The sequence below is a fragment of the Bacillus sp. PK6-025 genome, from assembly GCF_056530265.1.
In genome coordinates this window covers 898996-919458 of sequence record NZ_CP096509.1, presented here as the reverse complement: position 1 = coordinate 919458, position 20463 = coordinate 898996, and the positions used below count along the sequence as shown (strand labels likewise).

At 47.1% G+C, this 20463-nt stretch carries 18 protein-coding genes; 5 read left to right on the top strand and 13 right to left on the bottom strand.

The window, feature by feature from the left end; all coding sequences use genetic code 11:
* Positions 1-99 precede the first annotated feature (99 nt).
* The 5 genes from mprF to M1D67_RS04550 form a co-directional block, all read right to left on the bottom strand.
* Entirely contained in the window at positions 100-2652 is a 2553-nt protein-coding gene (gene mprF / locus M1D67_RS04570; protein ID WP_023856445.1) for a bifunctional lysylphosphatidylglycerol flippase/synthetase MprF, read from the bottom strand.
* A gap of 180 nt (positions 2653-2832) precedes the next feature.
* On the bottom strand, positions 2833-3363 hold the full coding sequence (locus tag M1D67_RS04565) for a YfiT family bacillithiol transferase (protein WP_458117835.1): 531 nt from the start codon (positions 3361-3363) through the stop codon (positions 2833-2835).
* Positions 3364-3377: 14 nt separating this feature from the next.
* Positions 3378-3989, bottom strand: coding sequence for an NUDIX hydrolase (locus tag M1D67_RS04560; protein WP_048350617.1), 612 nt, complete (start codon positions 3987-3989; stop codon positions 3378-3380).
* A complete protein-coding gene (locus tag M1D67_RS04555) occupies positions 3986-4579 on the bottom strand; it encodes an NAD(P)H-dependent oxidoreductase (protein ID WP_479831633.1) in 594 nt (197 codons plus the stop codon). The genes M1D67_RS04560 and M1D67_RS04555 overlap by 4 nt, the downstream gene beginning before the upstream one ends.
* Before the next feature lie 128 nt (positions 4580-4707).
* Complete coding sequence (locus M1D67_RS04550; RefSeq protein WP_479831632.1) at positions 4708-6180, bottom strand: extracellular solute-binding protein; 1473 nt, start codon at positions 6178-6180, stop codon at positions 4708-4710.
* A 50-nt stretch (positions 6181-6230) separates the two neighbouring features.
* Here M1D67_RS04550 and M1D67_RS04545 point away from each other — a divergent pair, with 50 nt between their 5' ends.
* Positions 6231-7076 carry a helix-turn-helix transcriptional regulator gene (locus tag M1D67_RS04545; protein WP_479831631.1) on the top strand — a complete coding sequence of 282 codons (846 nt, stop codon included), beginning with the start codon at positions 6231-6233 and terminating at the stop codon, positions 7074-7076.
* Here the strand turns inward: M1D67_RS04545 and M1D67_RS04540 are convergent.
* The 4 genes from M1D67_RS04540 to M1D67_RS04525 all read right to left on the bottom strand — a co-directional run bounded on the left by M1D67_RS04540 (position 7073) and on the right by M1D67_RS04525 (position 11659).
* Positions 7073-8620, bottom strand: a complete 1548-nt coding sequence (locus M1D67_RS04540; RefSeq protein WP_479831630.1) for a glycoside hydrolase family 43 protein — start codon at positions 8618-8620, stop codon at positions 7073-7075. The two genes, M1D67_RS04545 and M1D67_RS04540, sit on opposite strands and share 4 nt — an antisense overlap.
* Positions 8610-10208: a glycoside hydrolase family 43 protein gene (locus tag M1D67_RS04535; protein WP_479831629.1), complete on the bottom strand. Its 1599-nt coding sequence runs from the start codon at positions 10206-10208 to the stop codon at positions 8610-8612. The genes M1D67_RS04540 and M1D67_RS04535 overlap by 11 nt, the downstream gene beginning before the upstream one ends.
* 160 nt (positions 10209-10368) lie before the next feature.
* Complete coding sequence (locus M1D67_RS04530; protein WP_020450607.1) at positions 10369-11229, bottom strand: VOC family protein; 861 nt, start codon at positions 11227-11229, stop codon at positions 10369-10371.
* Entirely contained in the window at positions 11201-11659 is a 459-nt protein-coding gene (locus M1D67_RS04525; protein WP_048350624.1) for a DoxX family protein, read from the bottom strand. The genes M1D67_RS04530 and M1D67_RS04525 overlap by 29 nt, the downstream gene beginning before the upstream one ends.
* A gap of 230 nt (positions 11660-11889) precedes the next feature.
* On the opposite strand from M1D67_RS04525, the gene M1D67_RS04520 reads away from it, so the two are divergent.
* The 3 genes from M1D67_RS04520 to M1D67_RS04510 all read left to right on the top strand — a co-directional run bounded on the left by M1D67_RS04520 (position 11890) and on the right by M1D67_RS04510 (position 14044).
* Complete coding sequence (locus M1D67_RS04520; RefSeq protein WP_020450605.1) at positions 11890-12228, top strand: winged helix-turn-helix transcriptional regulator; 339 nt, start codon at positions 11890-11892, stop codon at positions 12226-12228.
* A 153-nt stretch (positions 12229-12381) separates the two neighbouring features.
* Entirely contained in the window at positions 12382-13359 is a 978-nt protein-coding gene (locus M1D67_RS04515; protein WP_023855896.1) for a glycosyltransferase family protein, read from the top strand.
* A gap of 106 nt (positions 13360-13465) precedes the next feature.
* Complete coding sequence (locus tag M1D67_RS04510) at positions 13466-14044, top strand: class I SAM-dependent methyltransferase (protein WP_026580631.1); 579 nt, start codon at positions 13466-13468, stop codon at positions 14042-14044.
* Between the two features lie 149 nt (positions 14045-14193).
* Here M1D67_RS04510 and M1D67_RS04505 read toward each other — a convergent pair whose 3' ends face one another.
* From M1D67_RS04505 to glvA, 3 genes are all read right to left on the bottom strand, one after another.
* Entirely contained in the window at positions 14194-15786 is a 1593-nt protein-coding gene (locus M1D67_RS04505) for an alpha-glucoside-specific PTS transporter subunit IIBC (protein ID WP_025810194.1), read from the bottom strand.
* Between the two features lie 15 nt (positions 15787-15801).
* Complete coding sequence (locus M1D67_RS04500) at positions 15802-16572, bottom strand: MurR/RpiR family transcriptional regulator (protein ID WP_020450601.1); 771 nt, start codon at positions 16570-16572, stop codon at positions 15802-15804.
* A 107-nt stretch (positions 16573-16679) separates the two neighbouring features.
* Entirely contained in the window at positions 16680-18029 is a 1350-nt protein-coding gene (gene glvA / locus M1D67_RS04495) for a maltose-6'-phosphate glucosidase (protein WP_020450600.1), read from the bottom strand.
* 182 nt (positions 18030-18211) lie between these two features.
* On the opposite strand from glvA, the gene M1D67_RS04490 reads away from it, so the two are divergent.
* Positions 18212-18541 (top strand): YnfA family protein, encoded by a 330-nt coding sequence (locus M1D67_RS04490; RefSeq protein ID WP_161513128.1) that lies wholly within the window; start codon positions 18212-18214, stop codon positions 18539-18541.
* On the opposite strand, the gene M1D67_RS04485 is transcribed toward M1D67_RS04490, so the two are convergent.
* A complete protein-coding gene (locus tag M1D67_RS04485) occupies positions 18538-20373 on the bottom strand; it encodes a sigma-54-dependent Fis family transcriptional regulator (RefSeq protein ID WP_268489597.1) in 1836 nt (611 codons plus the stop codon). The genes M1D67_RS04490 and M1D67_RS04485 overlap by 4 nt on opposite strands.
* Positions 20374-20463: the final 90 nt, after the last annotated feature.

The following is a 20463-nucleotide window of genomic DNA, read 5'->3' as shown; positions in this document are numbered from 1 at the left end:
TTGTCGAGTTCGATCCTTTCCTTCCAATCATTTGCAGTATACCGCCTTTCATTGCTTCTTACAATGGCAATCTAAAAAAGACCGTTTTAAAAAACGGCCTCACTTCGTTCTCCTTCCGATCAGCCTCGTCACAAGGATCATCGTCACCGGGAGAGATCGGTTTTTCCGGTAGGCTAAATATTTTCCCCGCCAAACCGGTTTATATTTTTCTTTAAAAGACCGCAGTCCGCTAAAACTGTACATGTAGCTGACATTGTTGAAAATCACAGCGGCTAATCGCTCCGTCCAGAATGACTGAAACGATGTCCCTACATTCGATAAAGGGGCCATTCCCATATTGAAGGCCGTGTAGCCCTGTTCTTTTCCCCATTGAAATAAATAGATGAACAGCGCATCCATGATTCCTTTCGGCGCTTTCTTCGAATAGCGCATCAGATCGATGGATATTTCCCCTTCGCGGTACATCGGCATGATATTCATAAACGCGACGATCTCGCCTTCTTCGCTTTTTAAAACGGCAATCGGCGCTTTCTGCAAATAATCTTCATGAAAAAACCCGAGCGAAAAGCCTTTTTCTTTTTTTCGGCCGAGCCATTCATCAGATACCTGCCTCAACTCGTTGAGGAATTCTGCCGAAAACGGCGGCTGTTCGACATGAAATGTATACCCTTCCCGTTCAAAGCGGTTGTGAATCGCCCTTAACCCGGCCCGCTTTTTTCCGGTGATTGTAAAGGTGTCAAGGTCGACAATCGCCTCTTCTCCAAGCTTGAAAAAACGGTATCCGAAATCATGATAGAGCCCCATGTCTTCTCGTTCGATCTGATAGAAAATGACAAGATACCCTTTTTGGTCAGCCGTATGAAGAAATTCTTTGATCACGAGCGGAAACGAGCCTTCCAGGCCGGACGGGTCGCCGAGCACAACGAGACGCTGACCGACTTTGGCGAATTGAATCAGCGCATTCCCGTCGCTTGAATAAAAAAACCGCTTGTCACCTAAAAAACCCAAATGACTCAAAGCGTTTCCGCCTTTTTCTTTTAAGAATGCCTCCAGTTTCTCCGGGTCAGGAGCTTCACCGACCTCTTTCGTTTTCCTGTTAAACGTCCAGATGAAAACAACGAAATACAGCGGAACGAAAAATAATGCAAAAAACGTCGCGAAGTCGACATGACGTTCACTGTGAATGAAATAATCTTTTACGAGAATATGGCCGAGCGCCTCCCAAATGTTTGAAGCAATAATATTGTAATTCAGCAAAGTAAAGAGAAAGATAAAAGCTCCCCATGCGATTTGCCCGAATGTGTAGACAGCCCGCTCCCTTGTAAACTGCCCCCTCAGCAGAACAAACAGGACAAATACCACAGGAATCATGAAGACCGCGCTAATATTAAAACCTTTAAAAAGCGTGAACAGAAAGGCAAGAACCAAAGCGGTCAGCGTCATATAATAAGATCTCTTTGTCCTCCGATAAAGCTCCAGCGGCAGGATCAGCAAAATCAAGCCGAAACTGAGGGACAAGCCGTTAAAAAACACCAGCATGTACTTCGGAATATTCGGTATCAATGTAATCCTGTCAATCGGCAGCGCCACGGATGCGATCACAATCGCTCCGCTGCAAAACGCGATGACTGAAAGCGAACCGTTCAGCAGTCTGAATAACAGCGCTCTGTGTAAAATCAACAGAATATTGGTCGTTTCTATTGCCGGGGCAATAATCGGCTTTTCTTCGAGCTTCTTCATTGTATTCCCAGTCAAATCGGCTGCTGCAAAAATAAGGCCGAATACAAAAGGGATAAACGAATAGGCAAGCCTGTAAAGCACAATCGCCGTCAGAGTGATTTCCTGATCAACCCCAAGCTTGCTCATCCCCACCAAAAAAAGCAGGTCGAACGAACCGAATCCGCCGGGAACGAGACTGATCATTCCGGCTACAGATGCAATTGTAAAAACGCCGAGAACGGTTTTCGCATCTAAATCGACCCCCATCGTTACAAGGGAATAATACATAACCGCTGCAGCGGCAAACCACTCGATCACAGATGCACCCAAATACGAAAAGAAGACCGACAGCCGCATGCCTTTTTCGGCTCCTGCGCTTCTCCTCTTTTTGATCATTAAAATGATGGCCGTACCGGGAGCGATTATCGCCGTACCGGTAACAGCCAGCAGCACCCACGCTTTTTCTGTAAACAGATCTCCGGCAGGCAGAATCCCGGCAAGGACGAGAAGGCAGAGGACAGACAGCCCGAGAAGAATCGAAGACGCAAGCCATGCGATCCCCCTGATCAGCTTCTTCACATCATCAACATGCTCTTTGTAAAGGATCGTTCTCAATCCTGCACCGGACAATCCGCCGAACCCGAGAACATTGTTAAGCGAGTTGGCGATCCAGGACACCTTGATCGTCTTCCATTTCGAAACCTTCATTCCGAGTGAGCGAACCAGAACAAAATCGTATAATGTCATCGCCAAAATGGCGGCAAGTCCGAGAAAAACAAGGATAAACAGGTCAACCCGATTAATTTGATCGATAATCAAAAATGTTGCTTTAAAAGACAGCCCGGCCAGTTCTTTTTTCGCTTGAAAAAAGACAAACAAAAGAACAGCCGCCGGAATTACAATCCTTAAAATCGCCAGCGCATTTTTTTTCATGAAAAACCACTTCTCTCTAATCACAGGATAAATCCATCACGTTTTGAGTGATAACTCATATATCTTACCTTAATTTACCGGCTAGAAAAAGCAAAAACCAACGATTCTGCTGTTATGTTAGTGTTAACCATCCCTCCTGAAAACAAACGGTAAACAAAAAACGCGCAGCGGCGCGTTTTTTCAGTTCCAACCCATTCTTTTTCGAAGCTCTGTAATATGGGCAATATGGTGGTGTGAGTGCCACACATAGAGAGCGAGCGCTTGATACAGCTTCATTTCCTCTCCTGTGTCAGGATAAACGTACGCTTTTTCAAAATCCGCTTCTGTTAAAGATTCAAAAAAAGCGGTCCAGCGCAGATGCAGCGTGTTCAAAAGCGCCAGCGACAAAGCCGGATCGAGCGTTCTGGCATCGGTAAGTCCGGCCCAATTCTGTTCGTCAAACGTGCGGATCAAAGGCGCCTCCTCAGTCAGTGCCAATTTGCTTCGAATATAGCCGTTCATATGGCTGTCGGCAAGATGGTGAACGACTTGCCGGACAGTCCAGCCTCCGGTCCGGTATGGCGTATCAAGCTGTTCTTCATTTAGCCCCGCCACCGCACTACTCAGGAGATGCGGCGCTTGCTTCAGATCCCCGATCCATTTTTTCCGTTCCCTTTCTTCCGCTTCAAGCGGTTTTGAAAAAGTGCCGATCGGATATTTCAACTGATCCATTGTCTGTTCCTCCCCTAGTCGCAATACACTGCATCATGCTTTCCAAAAAGGTATTCGATCTGTTCATACGTATTCCTTGCTTCCGATAATTCAGGCAGATTCTCCAATGGGAAAAATCCAAGGTTTTGCGTTTCCATCCCCGCTTCCGCCTTGCCTCCGACAATTTGACAGGCAATAAACAGCTTATAGATGTGGAAGGCGGAAGGAGGGTGGTTGTGGCGCTTTTTATCCATGACAGCCAAAAGTTTGTGCGCCTTGACTTTCAAACCTGTCTCTTCAAGCGTTTCTTTAACCGCAATTTCTTTCGGCGTAAAGCCGATGTCTGCCCATCCGCCTGGCAGCGCCCATTTACCGTCTGCTTTTTCCTGGACAAGGAGGAGCTTATGATCTTTAAAAATCACGGCTCTCACATCGACTTTAGGTGTTTGATAGCCTGATTCTCCGGCAAAAAGCTCTTTCACTTTTGAGAAATCGGTTTCCGCATAATCGGCGATAATTTCACAGCTCAACTCGCGAAGCCGCTCAAAACGTTCACGATCAAAGTCATCTTTTGTATAGGCAAGCCCCGCCTGGGCGATGGCTTGAATTTCCTTTGCCCAATCCAGCCATTTCAGATCCTTTTTCATTCGCTGATCCCCCGATCTGCAGGAGCTATAGACCGGTAGACACGGTCAAGCCATTGCGTTCGTTTTCCGTCGGAGCTGTCTTTCACACCGGCAAACAGCAGTCGCCTTACCCGCCGTACGCCGCAAAACTTCAACATCACATCTTTAACCGTCACCCAGTCGGCATCCCGCCGCCAAAACCGCAAATACCATGATGGGGCGTCAGCCGTGTAGTAAACCGAAGCCGTACGCGCCTTCAGCAGGCCTTTTGGCAGCTTCCCTTGATATGTATAAGCTTCTCCGGCGGCAAAAACGCGGTCAATAAATCCTTTCATGATCGCCGGCATCCCGCCCCACCAAAGCGGATAAATGAAAATCAGATGGTCGGCGTTTTTGACAATTCTTCGATATTCGGCGGTTTCAGGGTCGCGCTTCATATCAGAGCGCCTTTTCTTTTCATCAAATAAAAGAACGGGATCAAACCGGTCTTTGTACAAATCGATGACATCATAAGAATGCTTACCGTCCTCAAGCGCCTTTATGATTTGATTTAAAATGGCCCCGTTGAAACTGTTTGGATTTGGGTGTGCATATATAACGGCAGTCTGCATATCGCTTCCTCCTTTTCGTCCTTTGATGGAATTATATTGTTTATTTTGCAGAATTTAAAGAAAATGAACTTGGAGCAAATATGATGAAAAACCCTTTCCTTTTGAAAAAACGGAAAGGGTTTTTCTGTTTAGTTTGCCTTTTTCAGATCTTCATTCAGCTCTTTCATAATCGTTCCGCCGCCATGCTTCTCCCATTTTACGACTGCCTTGTCAAAGCTTTTTTCATTGATTTCCCCGAGAATAAATTTGAATGTGGCGTCATCGATGATTTTCTTCAATTCTGTTCCCCTGTCCATCTGTGCGGCGGAATACAGCGGTTCGGCCGGATTCTGGACTGCGATTGCCCGGTTGTCCTCCTCAAGCTTTTCATTTTTGGCGCGCAGTGGATCTTCAGCGCTTTTTAAAGCTTGTTTATTGATGCCGATCAGCTGGTTTAACGGCTGAATTTCCGCTTCCCACAGATGGTAGTATTCCTGTTTTCGAAAATAGCCGCTGTCGCCTTTCTTTTCATAGTGTACGCCTTCTATTCCATACAGCATTAAATTGTTGAGGTCTTCTTCAGCGATTCTGTCAAAAAATGCGAGAATTTTTTTGACCTCTTCTTCAGTCTTGACGCTTGATTTCGAAATGGCGAACATCCCGCCATGACCGCCGAGCGCCCATGTGCGCTCCTTGCCGTCGGGGCCTTTGATCCGGTTTGCGATCTCAAGCTGAAATTCGGGATTCAAAGCGAGTCCCTGATCACGCAAGTTCATGGCATCGCTCATTGCGCCGATATAGATTCCCGCTTTTCCCTGAATCACTAAATCCTGCTGCTGCGTTTTGCTTGTCACCGCGAAGTCCCGGTTCATCAGGCCTTCTTCATAAAACTTTTTCATATATGCCATTGTGTCTTTATAGGCCTCATGCTTAAAATAAGGAAACAGATTTTCGTCTTTGTCGGTCCCCCATTCATTCGGTGCGCCAAAGTACGAAGCCAAGGTTTTAAACGCTCCGAAGGTGAGGTCATTGCGGTCGGCAAGACCGATCGTATCGTCTTTTCCGTTTTGATCGGGGTCCTGTTCTGTGAACGCTTTTGCTATTTTATAAAGGTCATCAACGGTTTCCGGCATTTCCAACCTGAGATTGTCGAGCCAATCTTTCCGAATCACGACTCCCTGTCTGGCCATCGGCCTTTCTCTATAAATCCCGTAAACTTTGCCATCAACCGAGATATTTTTTAAAATGGTTTTATCAAGCGTTCTTAAATTCGGATAGTCTTTTAAATACGGACCGATTTCCCAGAACATTCCCGACCGCAGCGCGCTGACAACCGCTGAATCTTCAAGATCAGGCAATGTCATCACTTTAGGCATGCTTCCGCCAGCAAGCGTTGTATTGATCCGCTCTTCTTTTGTTGAATCCGGAACCCAAATGAGCTTCAGCTTTGTATTCGTTTTGTCTTCAATGATATCAAGCGCCTTCTCCTTCGGAGGCTGCGGCGTGTGGAGCGGTACGAGCCAATCGATTTCAAGCGCCCCGCCCTCTTCTGTTGACGCCTTTTGCTGCGTGCAGCCCGCTGAAAAAACCAAGATCAAGATCAGGCAACATAACTTTTTCATATGATCCCTCCCGCTTGATAAGAAAACGTTTTCAAGGAGGAATGCCCGACATGCTCCATCCTAAATATTTCATAGCCGAGCATTCTTTTTCGATTCAATATATGCAGAGAAAAGGATTTACCGAGATGAACGCGCCGCATGTTCATGAAGGCTATGAACTGTATTATCTGCTCAGCGGAGAACGCACGTATTTTATTAACCAAAGCGTCTATACCGCGGAAAAAGGCTCGATGATCATCATCAACCCCCACGACCTCCACCGAACGTCAAGCACGGAAGTTCAAGAGTTCGAACGCATCCTGATTAATTTCTCGCACAATTTCATTGAACCATTGCTTGAGTGCAGCCATTATCGGCTGCTTCCGTTTCCGGAACATCAAAATTTCATCGCATTTTCCCTCCGTGAACAGGCGGCAGTCGAACACCTGCTGATGGAGATGAAGAAGGAGTGCAAGCTGAAGAAAGAAGGACACGAAGATGTCGTGAGGGCGCTGCTGTTTCAGCTGCTTTTTACCATTTACCGGAACCTTGCGGGTGGCGGACGCAATCAAACACGGCCGCTTCACCCGATGGATGAAAAAATCTCGGAAATCGCTTCATATATCAATGGCAGCTTTCAAGAAACGATGACATTAAACGGGCTGGCCGGACAATTTTATATCAGCCCATCATATTTAAGCAGAGTGTTTAAAAAAGTGACCGGCTTTCATCTTCAGGAGTATATCCGGCATATCAGAATCCGCGAAGCGAAAAAACGGCTTCGTGATACAGACGAGAAAATATTGGACATCGCCGCGGATACCGGTTTTAAGCATATCAGCCACTTTAATAAAGTATTTAAAGAAATCGTCGGCATCCCGCCGCTTCAATACAGGAAAAAAAGCAGAGACATTTAATATGCGGTATAACGGAACCAGTCAAAATCAGCGACGGCCTTTCTGCCGCTTCCGCCATTATTGGCGAATACCCCCACCATCGTTCCCGTATGTCCTTTTGCGTCACGCGACCCCTCATCGCTTAAGAAACGGGCATCATAAGTACCGCCTGCGTGATGCCAATGCTTCCCTTCATAACTGTAGTAAAAATCCCTCTTTTGCTTATTGATGACGGCTTTTAAATACAGCGGGCCGGCTTCGGCATGTTTTTCCCCAAGCGTTTTTTGGAAGCCGGAGCGATTTTCCATGACCTTGATCTTTAATCCTTCTTCATAGGTCAGACAGCATTTCAAATAATTATGCGTGCTGTAGTAGCAGACGATCCCCGCTTGCTCGCCGGACGCCGCAGGTGAAAAGTCGAGTTTCACGCCGGCGCTGTATTGGTGGTGCTTTTCCCTTCTGACGATCGTATTTTTTGCGCGGATGTCGTGTAAATCCCAATCACCTGTCCATAGCCTGAGATATCCCGGTCTTTCGGTCAAAGACCAGCCTGAATGGTCGGGGTTTCTGACAAACTGCCAGTCAAGACCGAGCGTATCATCGTCAAAATCGTCGAAATTCTTTTCATCCCATTTGACCGGGGGAAGGTTGGGAGCGCGCTGGATCAGGCTCGGGCCGTTCAAGCCGTTGATGACAAACCAGCCGTCATCCTTCCATTCGACGGGATCCAAAGCGGTCTCTCTCCCAACCGTTGTATAGTTTCCCTCATTGGGCCGCCCGCATAGATACACCCCCCACCATTCTCCATTCTGGGTTTCAACGAGCTTGCCGTGCCCCGCTCTTTGAATCGGAGCATCCGGGTCTGTCTGCGTTAATATCGGGTTATACGGGCAGGGCTCATAAGGACCGTACAAATGCGTCGAGCGGGCTGTCGTGATCGAGTGGGAATATCCGGTGCCTCCTTCCGCCAATATCGCATAGTAATACCCGTCTTTTTTCAGCACATGCGGCCCTTCAGGCGCCCTTCTGCCGGTCCCTTCCCAAATCTGAACCGGCTCGCCGGAAACTTCTGTGCACTCGTCATTTAAAGGAAAGAGCGTGCAAGCAGGACTGAGCAGCATATAGTGTTTCCCGTCGTCATCAACAAAGTGAGACGGATCGATGCCGCTTCCTTCATCAATGAAAACGGGCTTTGAATAAGGGCCTTCAGGACGGCTGGACTTGATCATGATCTGCCTGCGGATCAGCTCTCGTCCATTGATGACGGTCGGTCCGTTCAGCCTGTGTGTCGCGAAAATGTAGAAGGTTCCGTCATGATACGAGATATCGGGCGCCCAAATGCCGTGTGAATCATTGATATCAGACAGATCCAATCCGTCATTCTCCGTAATTCCGTGGCCGATGATCTTCCAATGGACTAAATCTTTAGAGTGGGAAATAACGATTGCCGGGAAATACTGAAACGTTGAGTTCACCATGTAAAAATCTTCCCCGACTTTTATAATTGAAGGATCTGGGTGAAAACCGGTCAACACCGGGTTCGTATATGTGTGTTCACCATTCATGACATTCCCCTCCTGCCGGTTCGACCCTGAACCAATCGATATCGCACCAGCCGTCCTGTCCGTCTGCTCCTCCGGTATCCGTGCAATATACACCTGCCTTGGCACCCGTCCATCGCCCGGGAACAGCCTGAAACGAATCCCCAATCTGTGTGAAATGACGCTGATCCATGCTGTAGCTGAAACGGCACACCGCCTGTTCATCAACAGTCAAGCGCAAATAGACCGTTTCCGCCTGTACACCGTGCTCTTCTGTTTTGACATCTTTCTGTTCACCTTCCATACGGCCTTTGTATACAGAAAGCCGATAGCCGTTTTCCGATTTCGAAAAGCCGAGATAGGCGTATTCCCTTCCCATTACAGCCAAGCCGGCCAGCATAGTGTCCGAGAAGGCGTTTAGCGACAATTTGACCGTTGCTGTAAAGCTTGGACCCGAAAATTTCTGCATCAGAAGGTTCGGCAGACGGCTCAGTTTGAACGGATCCGGGATGCCGCGGCTGTACAAGCGAAGCCGGCCGGGACTGGCGCTGAGAGAGTACCAGTCTTGCTTCGGATTCGCTTCCCATTGCCAATGAAGCGCAAGGCGATCTGAAGAAAAATCATCATTGGCATGGTCAAAGGGCTGTTTCACTTCTTTGGCGTTTGTCTTCGGCTTTTCCCATTGCAAAACAGGTTCGCCGATCCCGTCGCCGTCTATGTCTTCGCCCATCAACGGCCAGCCGTCGATCCAGCGGACAGGTTGAAGGTGCACTACTCTGCCGAATGCTCCGCGATCTTGAAAGTGGATAAACCATGATTCTTCGGAATCAAGCTCAATCCAGCCTCCCTGGTGCGGACCGTTAATCGCTGTATTTCCTTGGTGGAGGACAACCTTATCTTCATAGGGACCGTAAATCTGCTTGCTCCGCAAAACCGTCTGCCAGCCTGTCTTCACCCCTCCAGCCGGGGCAAAGATATAATAATAGCCGTCTTTTTTATACAGTTTCGGCCCTTCAATGGTAGGGTGGTTCAGCGTACCGTCAAAGACGATCTCGCCATCGTCTTCCAATGCCGTTCCGTCTTTTTTCATTCGGCAGAGATTCAGCTTGCTCTTGATTCCGATTCTGCTGTTGGCATAGGCGTGGATCAAATAGGCATTTCCGTCGTCATCCCAAAATGGACAAGGATCAATCCAGCCCTTTGTCTTTTTGACGTGTATGAGAGGCTCCCATCCTTTAAACGGATCTGATGTTTTGCTCATAAAGATTCCCTCATCAGGCGTAGCGAAATACACCAGGAATTCCCCGTTATGGTACCGAATGCTCGGCGCCCATGCTCCTTTGCCGTGAGCAGGGGCCTCGTATTCGCCGAAGGGGAGCTCGTCAAACACATGGCTGATCAAAGACCAATTCACCAAATCTGTCGAGTGCAAAACGGGAATTCCGGGAAAACAGGAAAAACTCGAGGCCGCCATAAAAAAGTCGCTGCCTTTCCGAACGACATCGGGATCTGAGTAGTCCATGAAAAGAACGGGATTGCAAAACCGCCCGCCGTCAACATTCGGATTCCAGACAGGCGGATGTTTCGCCTTGCCAGTCAGGCTTTTTGCCATCAACCTTCACCCCTGTTTCATTTCCAATTTTTCAAATTCATGTTAGCACAGCTGCCGCCCCTGAATCTTTGTTATTAATGTCTGTTTATTCTCATTCTTTGCTATTGTTGTCCTTTGATTGAATGGCATAAAAAAAAGGCGAAACTAAAGTTTCGCCTTTTCAAGCAGTCAACCTGATATCAATGCCTGAAGCCGGGTCTTTAACAAACCATGCGTTTTCTTGATGCTCAACGGCATAACCTGAGCTTTTCAGTTTTTTCACGATGCAGTCCAATTCCGCCTGACTCGGGAGAAGAACCGTGTAATATGCCATGCCTGCCGCATTAAGTGGAGCAAATGGCGCATGTTGTCCGGCCCAGATGTTTAAGCCGATATGGTGATGGTAGCCTCCGGCAGAGACGAAAAGCGCTGACATGTGTTGATAATCTCCTGTAATATCAAATCCCAGCACAGAGTGGTAAAATTCTTTCGCCAGCTTTAAATCCTTGACGTGAAAATGGACGTGTCCGATTTTTGTTTCAGGGGGAAGACCTTTCCATTCGTGACCATCGGCTTCTTCAAGAAGACCTTGGACATCAACCGGCTCCGTACCCATCACGTAGTTCCCCTGTTCATCACGCTTCCAGCCCTCGCACGGGCGGTCCCGGTAGATTTCAATTCCGTTTTGATCAGGATCTGACAAGTAAAGCGCCTCGCTGACAAGGTGATCTCCCTGGCCGAGTTCAATGCCGGAGCGGAGCAAATGCTTCACAGCCATGCCGAGCTGCTTGCGATTTGGAAGCAAAATGGCAAAATGATAAAGGCCTGCTGCCGATCTTTCAGGCAGCACAACAGCATTTGGAATTTCCTCAATAATCAGAAGCGGATTTTTCCCGTCAACTGTGAACTCCGCCGTTTTTCCGTCACGTTTTAATACTTGAAAACCGATCACATCCCTGTAAAAAGAAACCGATCTTTCAAGACGGCTCACCTTCAGCTTCACATATCCGAGCTCAGTGCCCGGGTGGATTTGCTGCGTCATCTGTTTTTCCTTCTTTCCTTGGTTTCTCCTGCCCTTTGGAACGGAATAAACCATCAAGAGACAGCATGCGGCTTCCGCTCAAGCCCAAGTATATAGACATTGCAAGAAGCGCTACATCAAATTCATAGCCTGCGCCTCCATCCGTTCCCATGAATCCGGCGGATAGCTTAACAGTGAAAATGGCCCCCAGCATGACAATCGCAAATAAAAGGCCAATCACACGCGTACCGAGCCCGAGAATCATTAAAGCCCCTCCGGCCAATTCGATAATCGCTACGATATAGGCGAGAAAGCCCGGAATTCCGACACTGCTGAAAAATCCTACAGTATTTTCAATCCCGCCTTGAAATTTTGAAAGACCGTGAAGCAAAAATGTAAGACCGGTAACCAAACGTAAAATAAATGCACCTAATTCGTATTTGTTGTTCATTATTTTCTCCTCTAGTTTATTTTTTATTTAAAAGACCAATGACGTACACCAACTTTATCCATCTATCAACATATCATCCGCATAAGAAGTCTGCAGTGTCCTCCTTTTTTCGTTCGTTACTTACTTTGTGTAAGTTAGTATATATAAATAAGAAACTTACGTCAAGACATTTTATGAGCTTTGCTCATTCATTGATATACCGTTATAATAGACCTAGAGAGGTGAGAAATATGAGCCTATCATCTTTATGTCCGAAATTCGAAAAAGGAATGAAAATGATAAGTCAGCGCTGGAATGGATTCATCATTCACCAGCTTCTTAACGGCCCGCAGCGGTTTTGCCATATAGAATCTTCCCTTCCCATCAGCGGAAGGCTATTATCCGAAAGATTAAAAGAACTCGAACACGAAGGCATCATCCACCGGCACGTGTATCCAGAAACTCCGGTGCGGATCGAATACTCCCTGACTGAAAAAGGACAGGCGCTCGAATCGGTCCTTAAAGGAATGGAAAAATGGTCGCAGGAATGGATCGATCCGGACGGCGCCAATGAACGGGAAAATCATTAAAAAAGGCGTGCATCTCAGGTGCATCGCCTTTTTGTTTTGCCGTTTTATTCCGCATATTTTTCAGATCCCCGCCTTTTTCATGCTTGCCTGAACATCAATTTTTAATCCTCATATATTAAATAGGGAAAGATTACTTCCTGAGAGGAGAAAGAAATGCGGAGATGCTTGAAAATATTAGTTCTGATTAAAACGTTTTGGAAGACCATGCCCAAACATGAAGTAAAGTATAAAATGATGAAATCTCTGGAGGAGTTTGCCGAAGTCATGTACTGGCATACAGACGGCTATCTTCCGGATATTTTGGACAAAATCCAATTTCGCCCTGATTTCATTTTCCACTACGACATTGCCTACGGCTTCTCATTATCCCCAAACATAAGGGGGCTCAAGGATACAAACATCCCCACCGGCGCGTTTGTGATCGATTCTCATTTTAATCAACAGATCAGAAGCAGCTATTTCGAAGAAAACCAAATTGATTTAATTTTTTCAGTGACAAAAGAGCATTTTTTAAATGAATATCCCCAGTATGAAGAAAAATTCAGATGGGTTCCATGGGCAGTTGATCCAGAAATATTCAAGGACTGGAAGTTGAAAAAAACGATAGACTATTTGCTCATGGGGCTCGTGCATGAAGGAAACAAAAGATACCCCCCAAAAGGAAAATACCTTTTTAGGGAAGCTGTACTGCAGACCATGAAGCATGAAGAAGGGTTTGTTCACCACCCCCATCCCGGCAATGTCATAACTGATGAAGAAGAAATCAAGCAGGCTTTTTTGAATGAAAAGTATGCCCAGGAACTGAACAGGGCCAAGATATTTTTCACGTGCGGAAGCACCCTTCGCTATCCGTTGTTGAAATTTTTTGAAGCTCCTGCCTGCAGAACGTTGTTGCTGGCGGAACCAAATCAAGATATTTACGATCTTGGTTTTAAAGACGGCACCCATTTCATTGCTTGTGAAGTTGAAGACTTTTATGATAAAGCAAAATACTATCTTCAAAACGAAAAAGAAAGGCAGCGTATCACAGACAACGGCTACCGTCTCGTTCATTCGCGGCATACCTATCATGCGCGCGCACAAGAAATAGCAGACGCGATAATAGATTTTTTGGAGCAGCGGAAACGGTGATGAATGGATCCATTTTTCTTATCCGGCGGGATTGTTCCCGCACGCATTTTCTTTTCGGACATATATTTCTATTACTGATGATTTAAAAGATTTCGAGGTGAAAAACATGGGAACGGAAATGCCCGCTGAGTTTTATGATCAATTTATTGACCGACATCTGATTCCGCTTGAAAAAAGCCCTTGGAAAAAGGTGTATGAAGAAGCTGCACGTCTATTGCCGGAGTCCAAAGATGAAACGATTGTTGATATTGGCTGCGGCACAGGGAGATTCGCAAAGCTTTTATATGACAAAGGATACAGAAAATATTTAGGCATCGATTTTTCCAAAGGAATGCTTGAAGAAGCCAAAAGGTATAATCCCTCGTTTACTTTCATCGAAGGGAATGTATATGACGAGGCGATCGTCCGGATGCTGCAAAAATACAATGTTTTTGTTTTGCTGGAAGTATTAGAGCATATCGAGAAAGACAAGGCGTTTTTATCAAGTCTTCCTCAAGGGAGCGATATGGTGATTTCTGTGCCTAACTATGATTCTCGCGCCCATGTCCGCCACTTCAAACATATTGACGAAGTCATCGAAAGATACGACGGCATATTGGATTTTCAGGGCAGCGAAAAAGTCGTCATTAAAACATCTGAACAGCTGAAGAATGAAATTTACGTGCTGAACTGCAAAAAAAGATAATAAACGGGAATTGGCATGCAGCGAGCTAATGCGGATAACCTGTGAAGCGTTAGCTTGTCTCTGCATCAAAAGAGCATCCCCCAATCGTACATGCAAGTCTCCGCAACTTGCATTTGTCGTTTCAGGAGATGCTATTTTCCCCGGCACAATTATGATTGATCCAGCAGCTTCTCAACCCTTTCACGGACTTGCGGAACCGAAAGACCGATGATAATTTGCAAGGCTTTTCCGTTTCTGACGACACCGTGAACGCCAAAGGACTTAAACGTACTGTCCGGCTCCACTTTCGATTCATCATACACGCTGACTCTCAGTCTTGTCGCACAATTCGTCACTTCAGCTATGTTTTCTTTTCCGCCGAGCGCTTTGATGCAAAGAACCGCCTGATCGGTTTCATCCATTTCCTGCGCAGCAGAAACCTCTTTTTCGGACTCTTTTTTCGCCTTGTATTCTTTTTTCGAATAAAATTTGGTCTCCTGCTGCTGGTCTTTTTCACGCCCCGGTGTGGCGATATCCAATTTTACAATCAAGAACCTGAATACGAAGAAGTAAATGGCGGTGAAAGACAAGCCGATCAAAATTTGAAAAATATAAGTGCTGCCATGCTGATGAAACAGAGGGATCCAGTTGAGCGTTAAAATCTCGATTAAACCGCCGCCCATATTTCCGACAACCCCTGCAGCATACATCAAGGTTGCCATCGTCGCGGCCAAGAGACTGTGTACGAAAAACAGCAGCGGCGAAATGAACAAAAACGTAAATTCGATCGGCTCCGTGATCCCCGCAATCACCGCTGTCAGCGTGATCGGAATCAGCAGACCGGCAACGATTTTCTTCTTTTCTTTTTTGGCTGTTACATAGATCGCGAGCGCGATCCCCAGAATTCCGAAGATTTTAGAGTTTCCGTGGAGCGCGAATCCGCCTTGAGGAAAGAGCTCTTTCAACGGCTCAGAGCTTGCCGAGAACTCGCTGAGATGCTGCGCCCAATAGGTGACAATTCCGCCTTCAACTACGGCCGGGCCGAAAACAAATGGCGTGTAGATGAAGTGATGCAGGCCTGTAGGGATCAAAATTCTTTCCAAAAATGTGTAAACCCATACACCGAATGCTCCTGAGGCGACAAGGAAGCTTTGCAGCGACGCAATGCCGCCCTGCACCATCGGCCAAATCCACGCGGTCGCAAGCGCTACCGGAAGCATGATCGCAAATGAAATGATAACGACAAATGAAGAGCCTTGAAATATTCCTAAAAAATCGGGCAGCTTCTTATCAAAGTAGCGATTGTGGATATAAACGACAATCGATGAAATCAGAATCGCCCCGATAATGTTCGTATCAAGGGTTTTGATGCCGGCGATTTCCGCAAGTCCGCTTGTTCCTCCGGCTTCCTGTGTCATATCAACACCGAAAAAATCGCCCCATACTGTCAAAATGGCGCTGACAAAATAATTGAAGGTCAGATAGGTAGTAAGCGCTTCCAAACATGCCCTCGCCTGCGCTTTTTTCGCCAGTGCGATCGGAATTCCGACCGCAAACAGCAGCGGCATTTGCCTGAAGACAGTCCAGCCGCCTTCTTCAAGGATATACCAGAATTGATACCAAAAGGTGTCCTGACGGGCAAGCGCTCCCATCAGCTGCTCATTTTTAAATAATGTGCTGAGGCCCACGACGATCCCGGCAAAGGCAAATAGCAAAACCGGCACAAACATGGCGCTTCCGAATCGCTGTACTTTTTGCATCAATGCGAATCCCCCCTGTTATTCCTGATTTTTCTTTTCTTCAGCATAGTCGACATAGCTGCGAAACAGCGCTTCCCCAACGAGAAAAAAGGGCGCAAAAGCTGTCAGCTCCGTTTTTGGATAAACCGTCACCGTCTGGCTCGGCGCATAGAGATTGTAAGGCGTGAGCTGGGCGAGCAGATTATTTTTCAAATTAGTCAAAGAGATAAAAGGAATGCCTTTTGCCGACAGAGACTGTGCCTGCGGAATCAGCGACGGGGTTTCTCCTGACAGCGAAATGATGATGATCAGATCGGCCGGGCTAAAATCAGGAAACATGAGGTCGAAATCGATTTGATCTTTGATCACCGTCAAATAACGGTGCTGAGAAACAAACATTCGCTGCAGCTCATAAGCGCACGTGGTCTGAGCGGTACCTGAACCATAGACAAAAATGCGGTCTGCTTCGTCAATGAGCTGACACATCTTGCGCAAATCCGTATTTTTCAAATACTTCATGCTTGCTTCCATATCCCTCATGAGGCATTCAAAGGAACGGCAATCTTCCCGCTCTTCTTCCCGTTTCTCGGCCTCCCATTTCAGAAACACCCTGAACTCACTGTACCCGCTGAAATCCAATTTTTGAGAAAGCCTTAAAATCGATGTGCGGGATACGTTGCATTTCTTTGCTAATTCGTTGATGCCCAGCTTGTAGCAAGTGTCTTGATGGTTCAAAATATATTTCAAAACATGAAAGTCGTTTTCGTTCAATTTTTTATAATGCTTGTTCATTAATTCTTCCAACTGCATCATTTTCACCCCATTTATTCTCTGTCTCTATTATATAAAATACGAGAATAAATGGGAGATATGCCTGGGCTGGCCGGTATGGCTCAGGAGCCCAGGCGCTTTTATCCTTAAAGCGACGGCTGAAGATGTTCCGCGGAGAGCTCCGGCCAATATGCTTTGTTCGCTTCAATCAGATCATCGAGAATCAGTTTGGCTGTTCTTGCATTCGGCACGGTGCGCGACAAAATCAGAGCCTGCCAAAGCTTTTGATACGATTTTTCAATCCAGGCTTCAACGACAAGCTTTTCAACAGACACCTGCTGTTCCATCAGCCCTTTTTGGAACTGCGGTATCTTGCCGATTGTGATCGGCTCCGGACCGTTTTTGCCGACAATGCAAGGCACCTCAACCATCGCCGATGAATCGAAGTTTTGGATCGCTCCGTTATTTTCAACAATTAACAGCATCCGTTCACCGGTATTAAAAGCAAGGGCGCGCGCAAGGTCGACAATATATGAAGCATGATCATCAATTTTGATTTTGCTGCCGGCGCTGGATTGGGCTTTTGCGATTTTTTCACACTCGCCGAAAATGAATTTTTCCCGCCCTTCCATTACTTCGTTCGCCCGCGTGAATTCAGGGTTTGATTTTTTCACCATGTCATCGGGATAAAAATAATATTGCAAATACGTATTTGGAAGCGTCTCAGGATCGAGTTCATATACTTCCCTCGCTTTTTTGAACGTGTCGTTCCAGCTGGCCTCAGCCTTTTCATGTTCGTGTTCAGGAATATAGCCGAACTTCCCGACGTGCTCCTTGATCGCCGGCATCAGATCATTGCCGTTTTTATCACAAATTGACGTCCACCAGCCAAAATGATTAAGACCGTAATAACGGACGACCATCTCTTTTCGTGATGACAGCCCGAGAATTTGAGCCATCCTGTCTTCGATACCGATCGGCATATCGCAAATGTTCAGCACTTTTGATGTCGGCCGCAGCCTTCTCGTCGCTTCGGCAACGATTGCAGCCGGGTTTGAATAGTTCAGCATCCACGCATCAGGTGAATAAGTTTCCATATAATCAATGAGCTCAAGGACGCCGCCAATCGACCTCATTCCGTACGCAATCCCTCCGGGTCCGCACGTCTCCTGGCCGACGACTCCGTATTTCAGAGGGATCTTTTCATCGAGCTCGCGCATCGCATATTTGCCCACTCTGATATGAGCCATGACAAAATCAACATCGGAAAACGCCTCTTCCGGATCGGTTGTCGCTAAAAATTGAATGTGCGGAGCCCTTTCTCGAACCAACACTTCACAGGCGCCGGCTATCTTGTCTTGCCGCTCCCCATCATTGTCATACAATTTCAGCTGTCGGATCGGGAAATCATCCAAATTGTCCAAGAGCATCAATACAATCCCCGGGGTAAATGTGCTTCCTCCGCCTGCAATGACAATCGAATACGTTTTATCCATTTTTAAAGCCCCCTTATAAGCGTTTACAATTTACTTATATCATGCTGAAGGAGCCGTTCCAACAGGTTCGGGAAAGACAGTTCCTATACTCGCGTTCTGTTTATTTTCCCGAAAAACGGGAACTTTCCCGGCCGTTTTATGTCGTGTAGAATAAAGGCAATTCACTGAATTGGAGTGTGTTGTTGATGCTGATCGCAATCGGTTTATTTTTGCTGGCGGGCTTGGCTGAAATCGGCGGGGGCTATCTCGTATGGCTGTGGCTGAGGGAAGCCAAACCGCTGTGGTACGGGGTAGCCGGAGGGCTGACTTTAATCATTTACGGCATAATCCCGGCTTTTCAGGCGTTTCCATCGTTCGGGCGCGTCTATGCCGCGTACGGGGGCGTATTTATTATTCTGGCTGTGCTTTGGGGTTGGCTGGTGGACAAAAAAACCCCCGACCTCTATGATTGGGCCGGGGCCGTGATCTGTTTAGCCGGTGTCAGCGTCATGCTTTGGGCGCCGAGAGGTTAAAGGTTATACTTTCGAAGCCGCTTGTAAAATGTGCTTCTTGGAATTCCGGCCTGCTTAGCCGCTTCGGACACATTTCCTTTCGTTTTTTGCAAAGCTTCCATCATCGTTTGTTTTTGAACACGTTCTCTGAATGTGAGCCGGTCTTCTTCAGAAGGTGCGCCGCTTTTCCAATGGAGTCCGTCCAGCACCGCGCTGTATTGGGACGGGGCGATCAGCCCGCCGTCCGGAAATAAAACCCTGAGCCTTTCAAACGTATTAAAGAGCTCACGGACGTTTCCCGGCCAGTGATATTCTTGAAGCCGATTGAAAAAAATCGGCGGAAAATCGGCCTTCCACCCGTGTTGCTGCTGATAGTGGCGGAACAAATCAGGTATGTCCTCTTTGCGCTCTCTGAGCGGCGGTACTTTTACCGGATAAACATGAAGGCGGTAATACAGATCTTCACGTATCTTTCCTTTTTGGAGAAGATCTTTCAGATCACGGTGTGTTGCTGTGATGATTCTGATGTCGAGGGGAACTTCACGGGTTCCGCCGATCGGGGTGACCTTCCGCTCTTCGATGATCCTTAAGAGCGCCACTTGCATCTGATAAGGGATCTCACCGATTTCATCGAGAAAAATCGTACCGCGGTGAGCCTGTTCAAACTTCCCTTTTGAACCGTGGCGCTTTGCTCCTGTAAATGCACCTTCGGCATAGCCGAACAATTCGCTCTCCATCAGGCTTTCAGGAATGGCGCCGCAGTTGACGGCGATAAAAGGCCCGTTTCTCCGGGCGCTTGCCTGATGAATGGCCCTTGCGGCAAGTTCCTTTCCGGAGCCTGTCTCCCCCCATATGTATACATTCGCATCCGTCTGAGCCGCAAGCCTCATGTCGTTAAGCGCCTGCTGAAACGCCCGGCTTGTTCCGGTTTCTCCTGGATAGATGAAACCGGATGCGAGTGATGGAGCTGTTTTTTTGCGGGAGACTTCAGCCAGTGCCATCGACTTTCCGAGGGGCCTCCCGTCTTTTGCGGAGAAAATCGGCTGCTTGTGCACGCCGGCAAACCCGCGCTCATACAGATCATTGACATCCATTCTCCTCCAGTCGGAAAAACGTTCCCGCACCGATCTGCTCGCAGCTACGATTTTGTCTTTTTCATTGCAGACGATAAACGGCTGATCCGAATCGATTTTTTCAAGACAATGGCTGATGAGCTCGGCTTCGTTTTTTTTCGTGTGTACGCTGACCTCGCGCTCGATGGCGTGTGCGGCAGTAGCAGCCATCCCAAGCATAAAGGGATGCCTTCTATCCGTGAGACAGGAAATATCAATCAAACCCATAACGGTGCCGTCTTCATCGCGAATCGGTGCAGCAGAACAGCTCCAATGATGGGATGCCACCGAAAAATGCTCGGTCCCGTGAATGGTGACAGCTTCGCCGATTTCAAGTGCGGTTCCGATGGCGTTCGTGCCGACTTCTGTTTCCGTCCAGCGCACACCCTCAACAAAATTGATTTTTTTCGCCTCTTCAAGCGTCCTCAGGCATCCGGCCAAACTCAATACGTACCCGTCGGCATCGATCAAGAGCGCCATCATTTCCGACTCTTTTAATTCACGGCTGATATTGTGTAAATAAGGCAGGGCGATATCGAGGAATAACGAATGTTTCTTTTTTTGAGCGTTGAATAAATCCTTTTTTAAAATTGACTGTCCTTTATCTAAATACGGATTTACATTTCGGCTTTTGCAGCGGTACCATGATTCCATGACTCTTTTGTTCAAGCGGGCCTGGTCAAGGAGCCCCTCCTGAACAAAACGTTTCCACGTATTTAAATAGCAGGGCGTCGGATTCATTCCATCCTCTCCTAATGCTTTTTCCTCATTATATTATAAAAGCGCTTTCAATATCGATAAAAAAAACTCCGCACTTACCTGCTGTGCGAA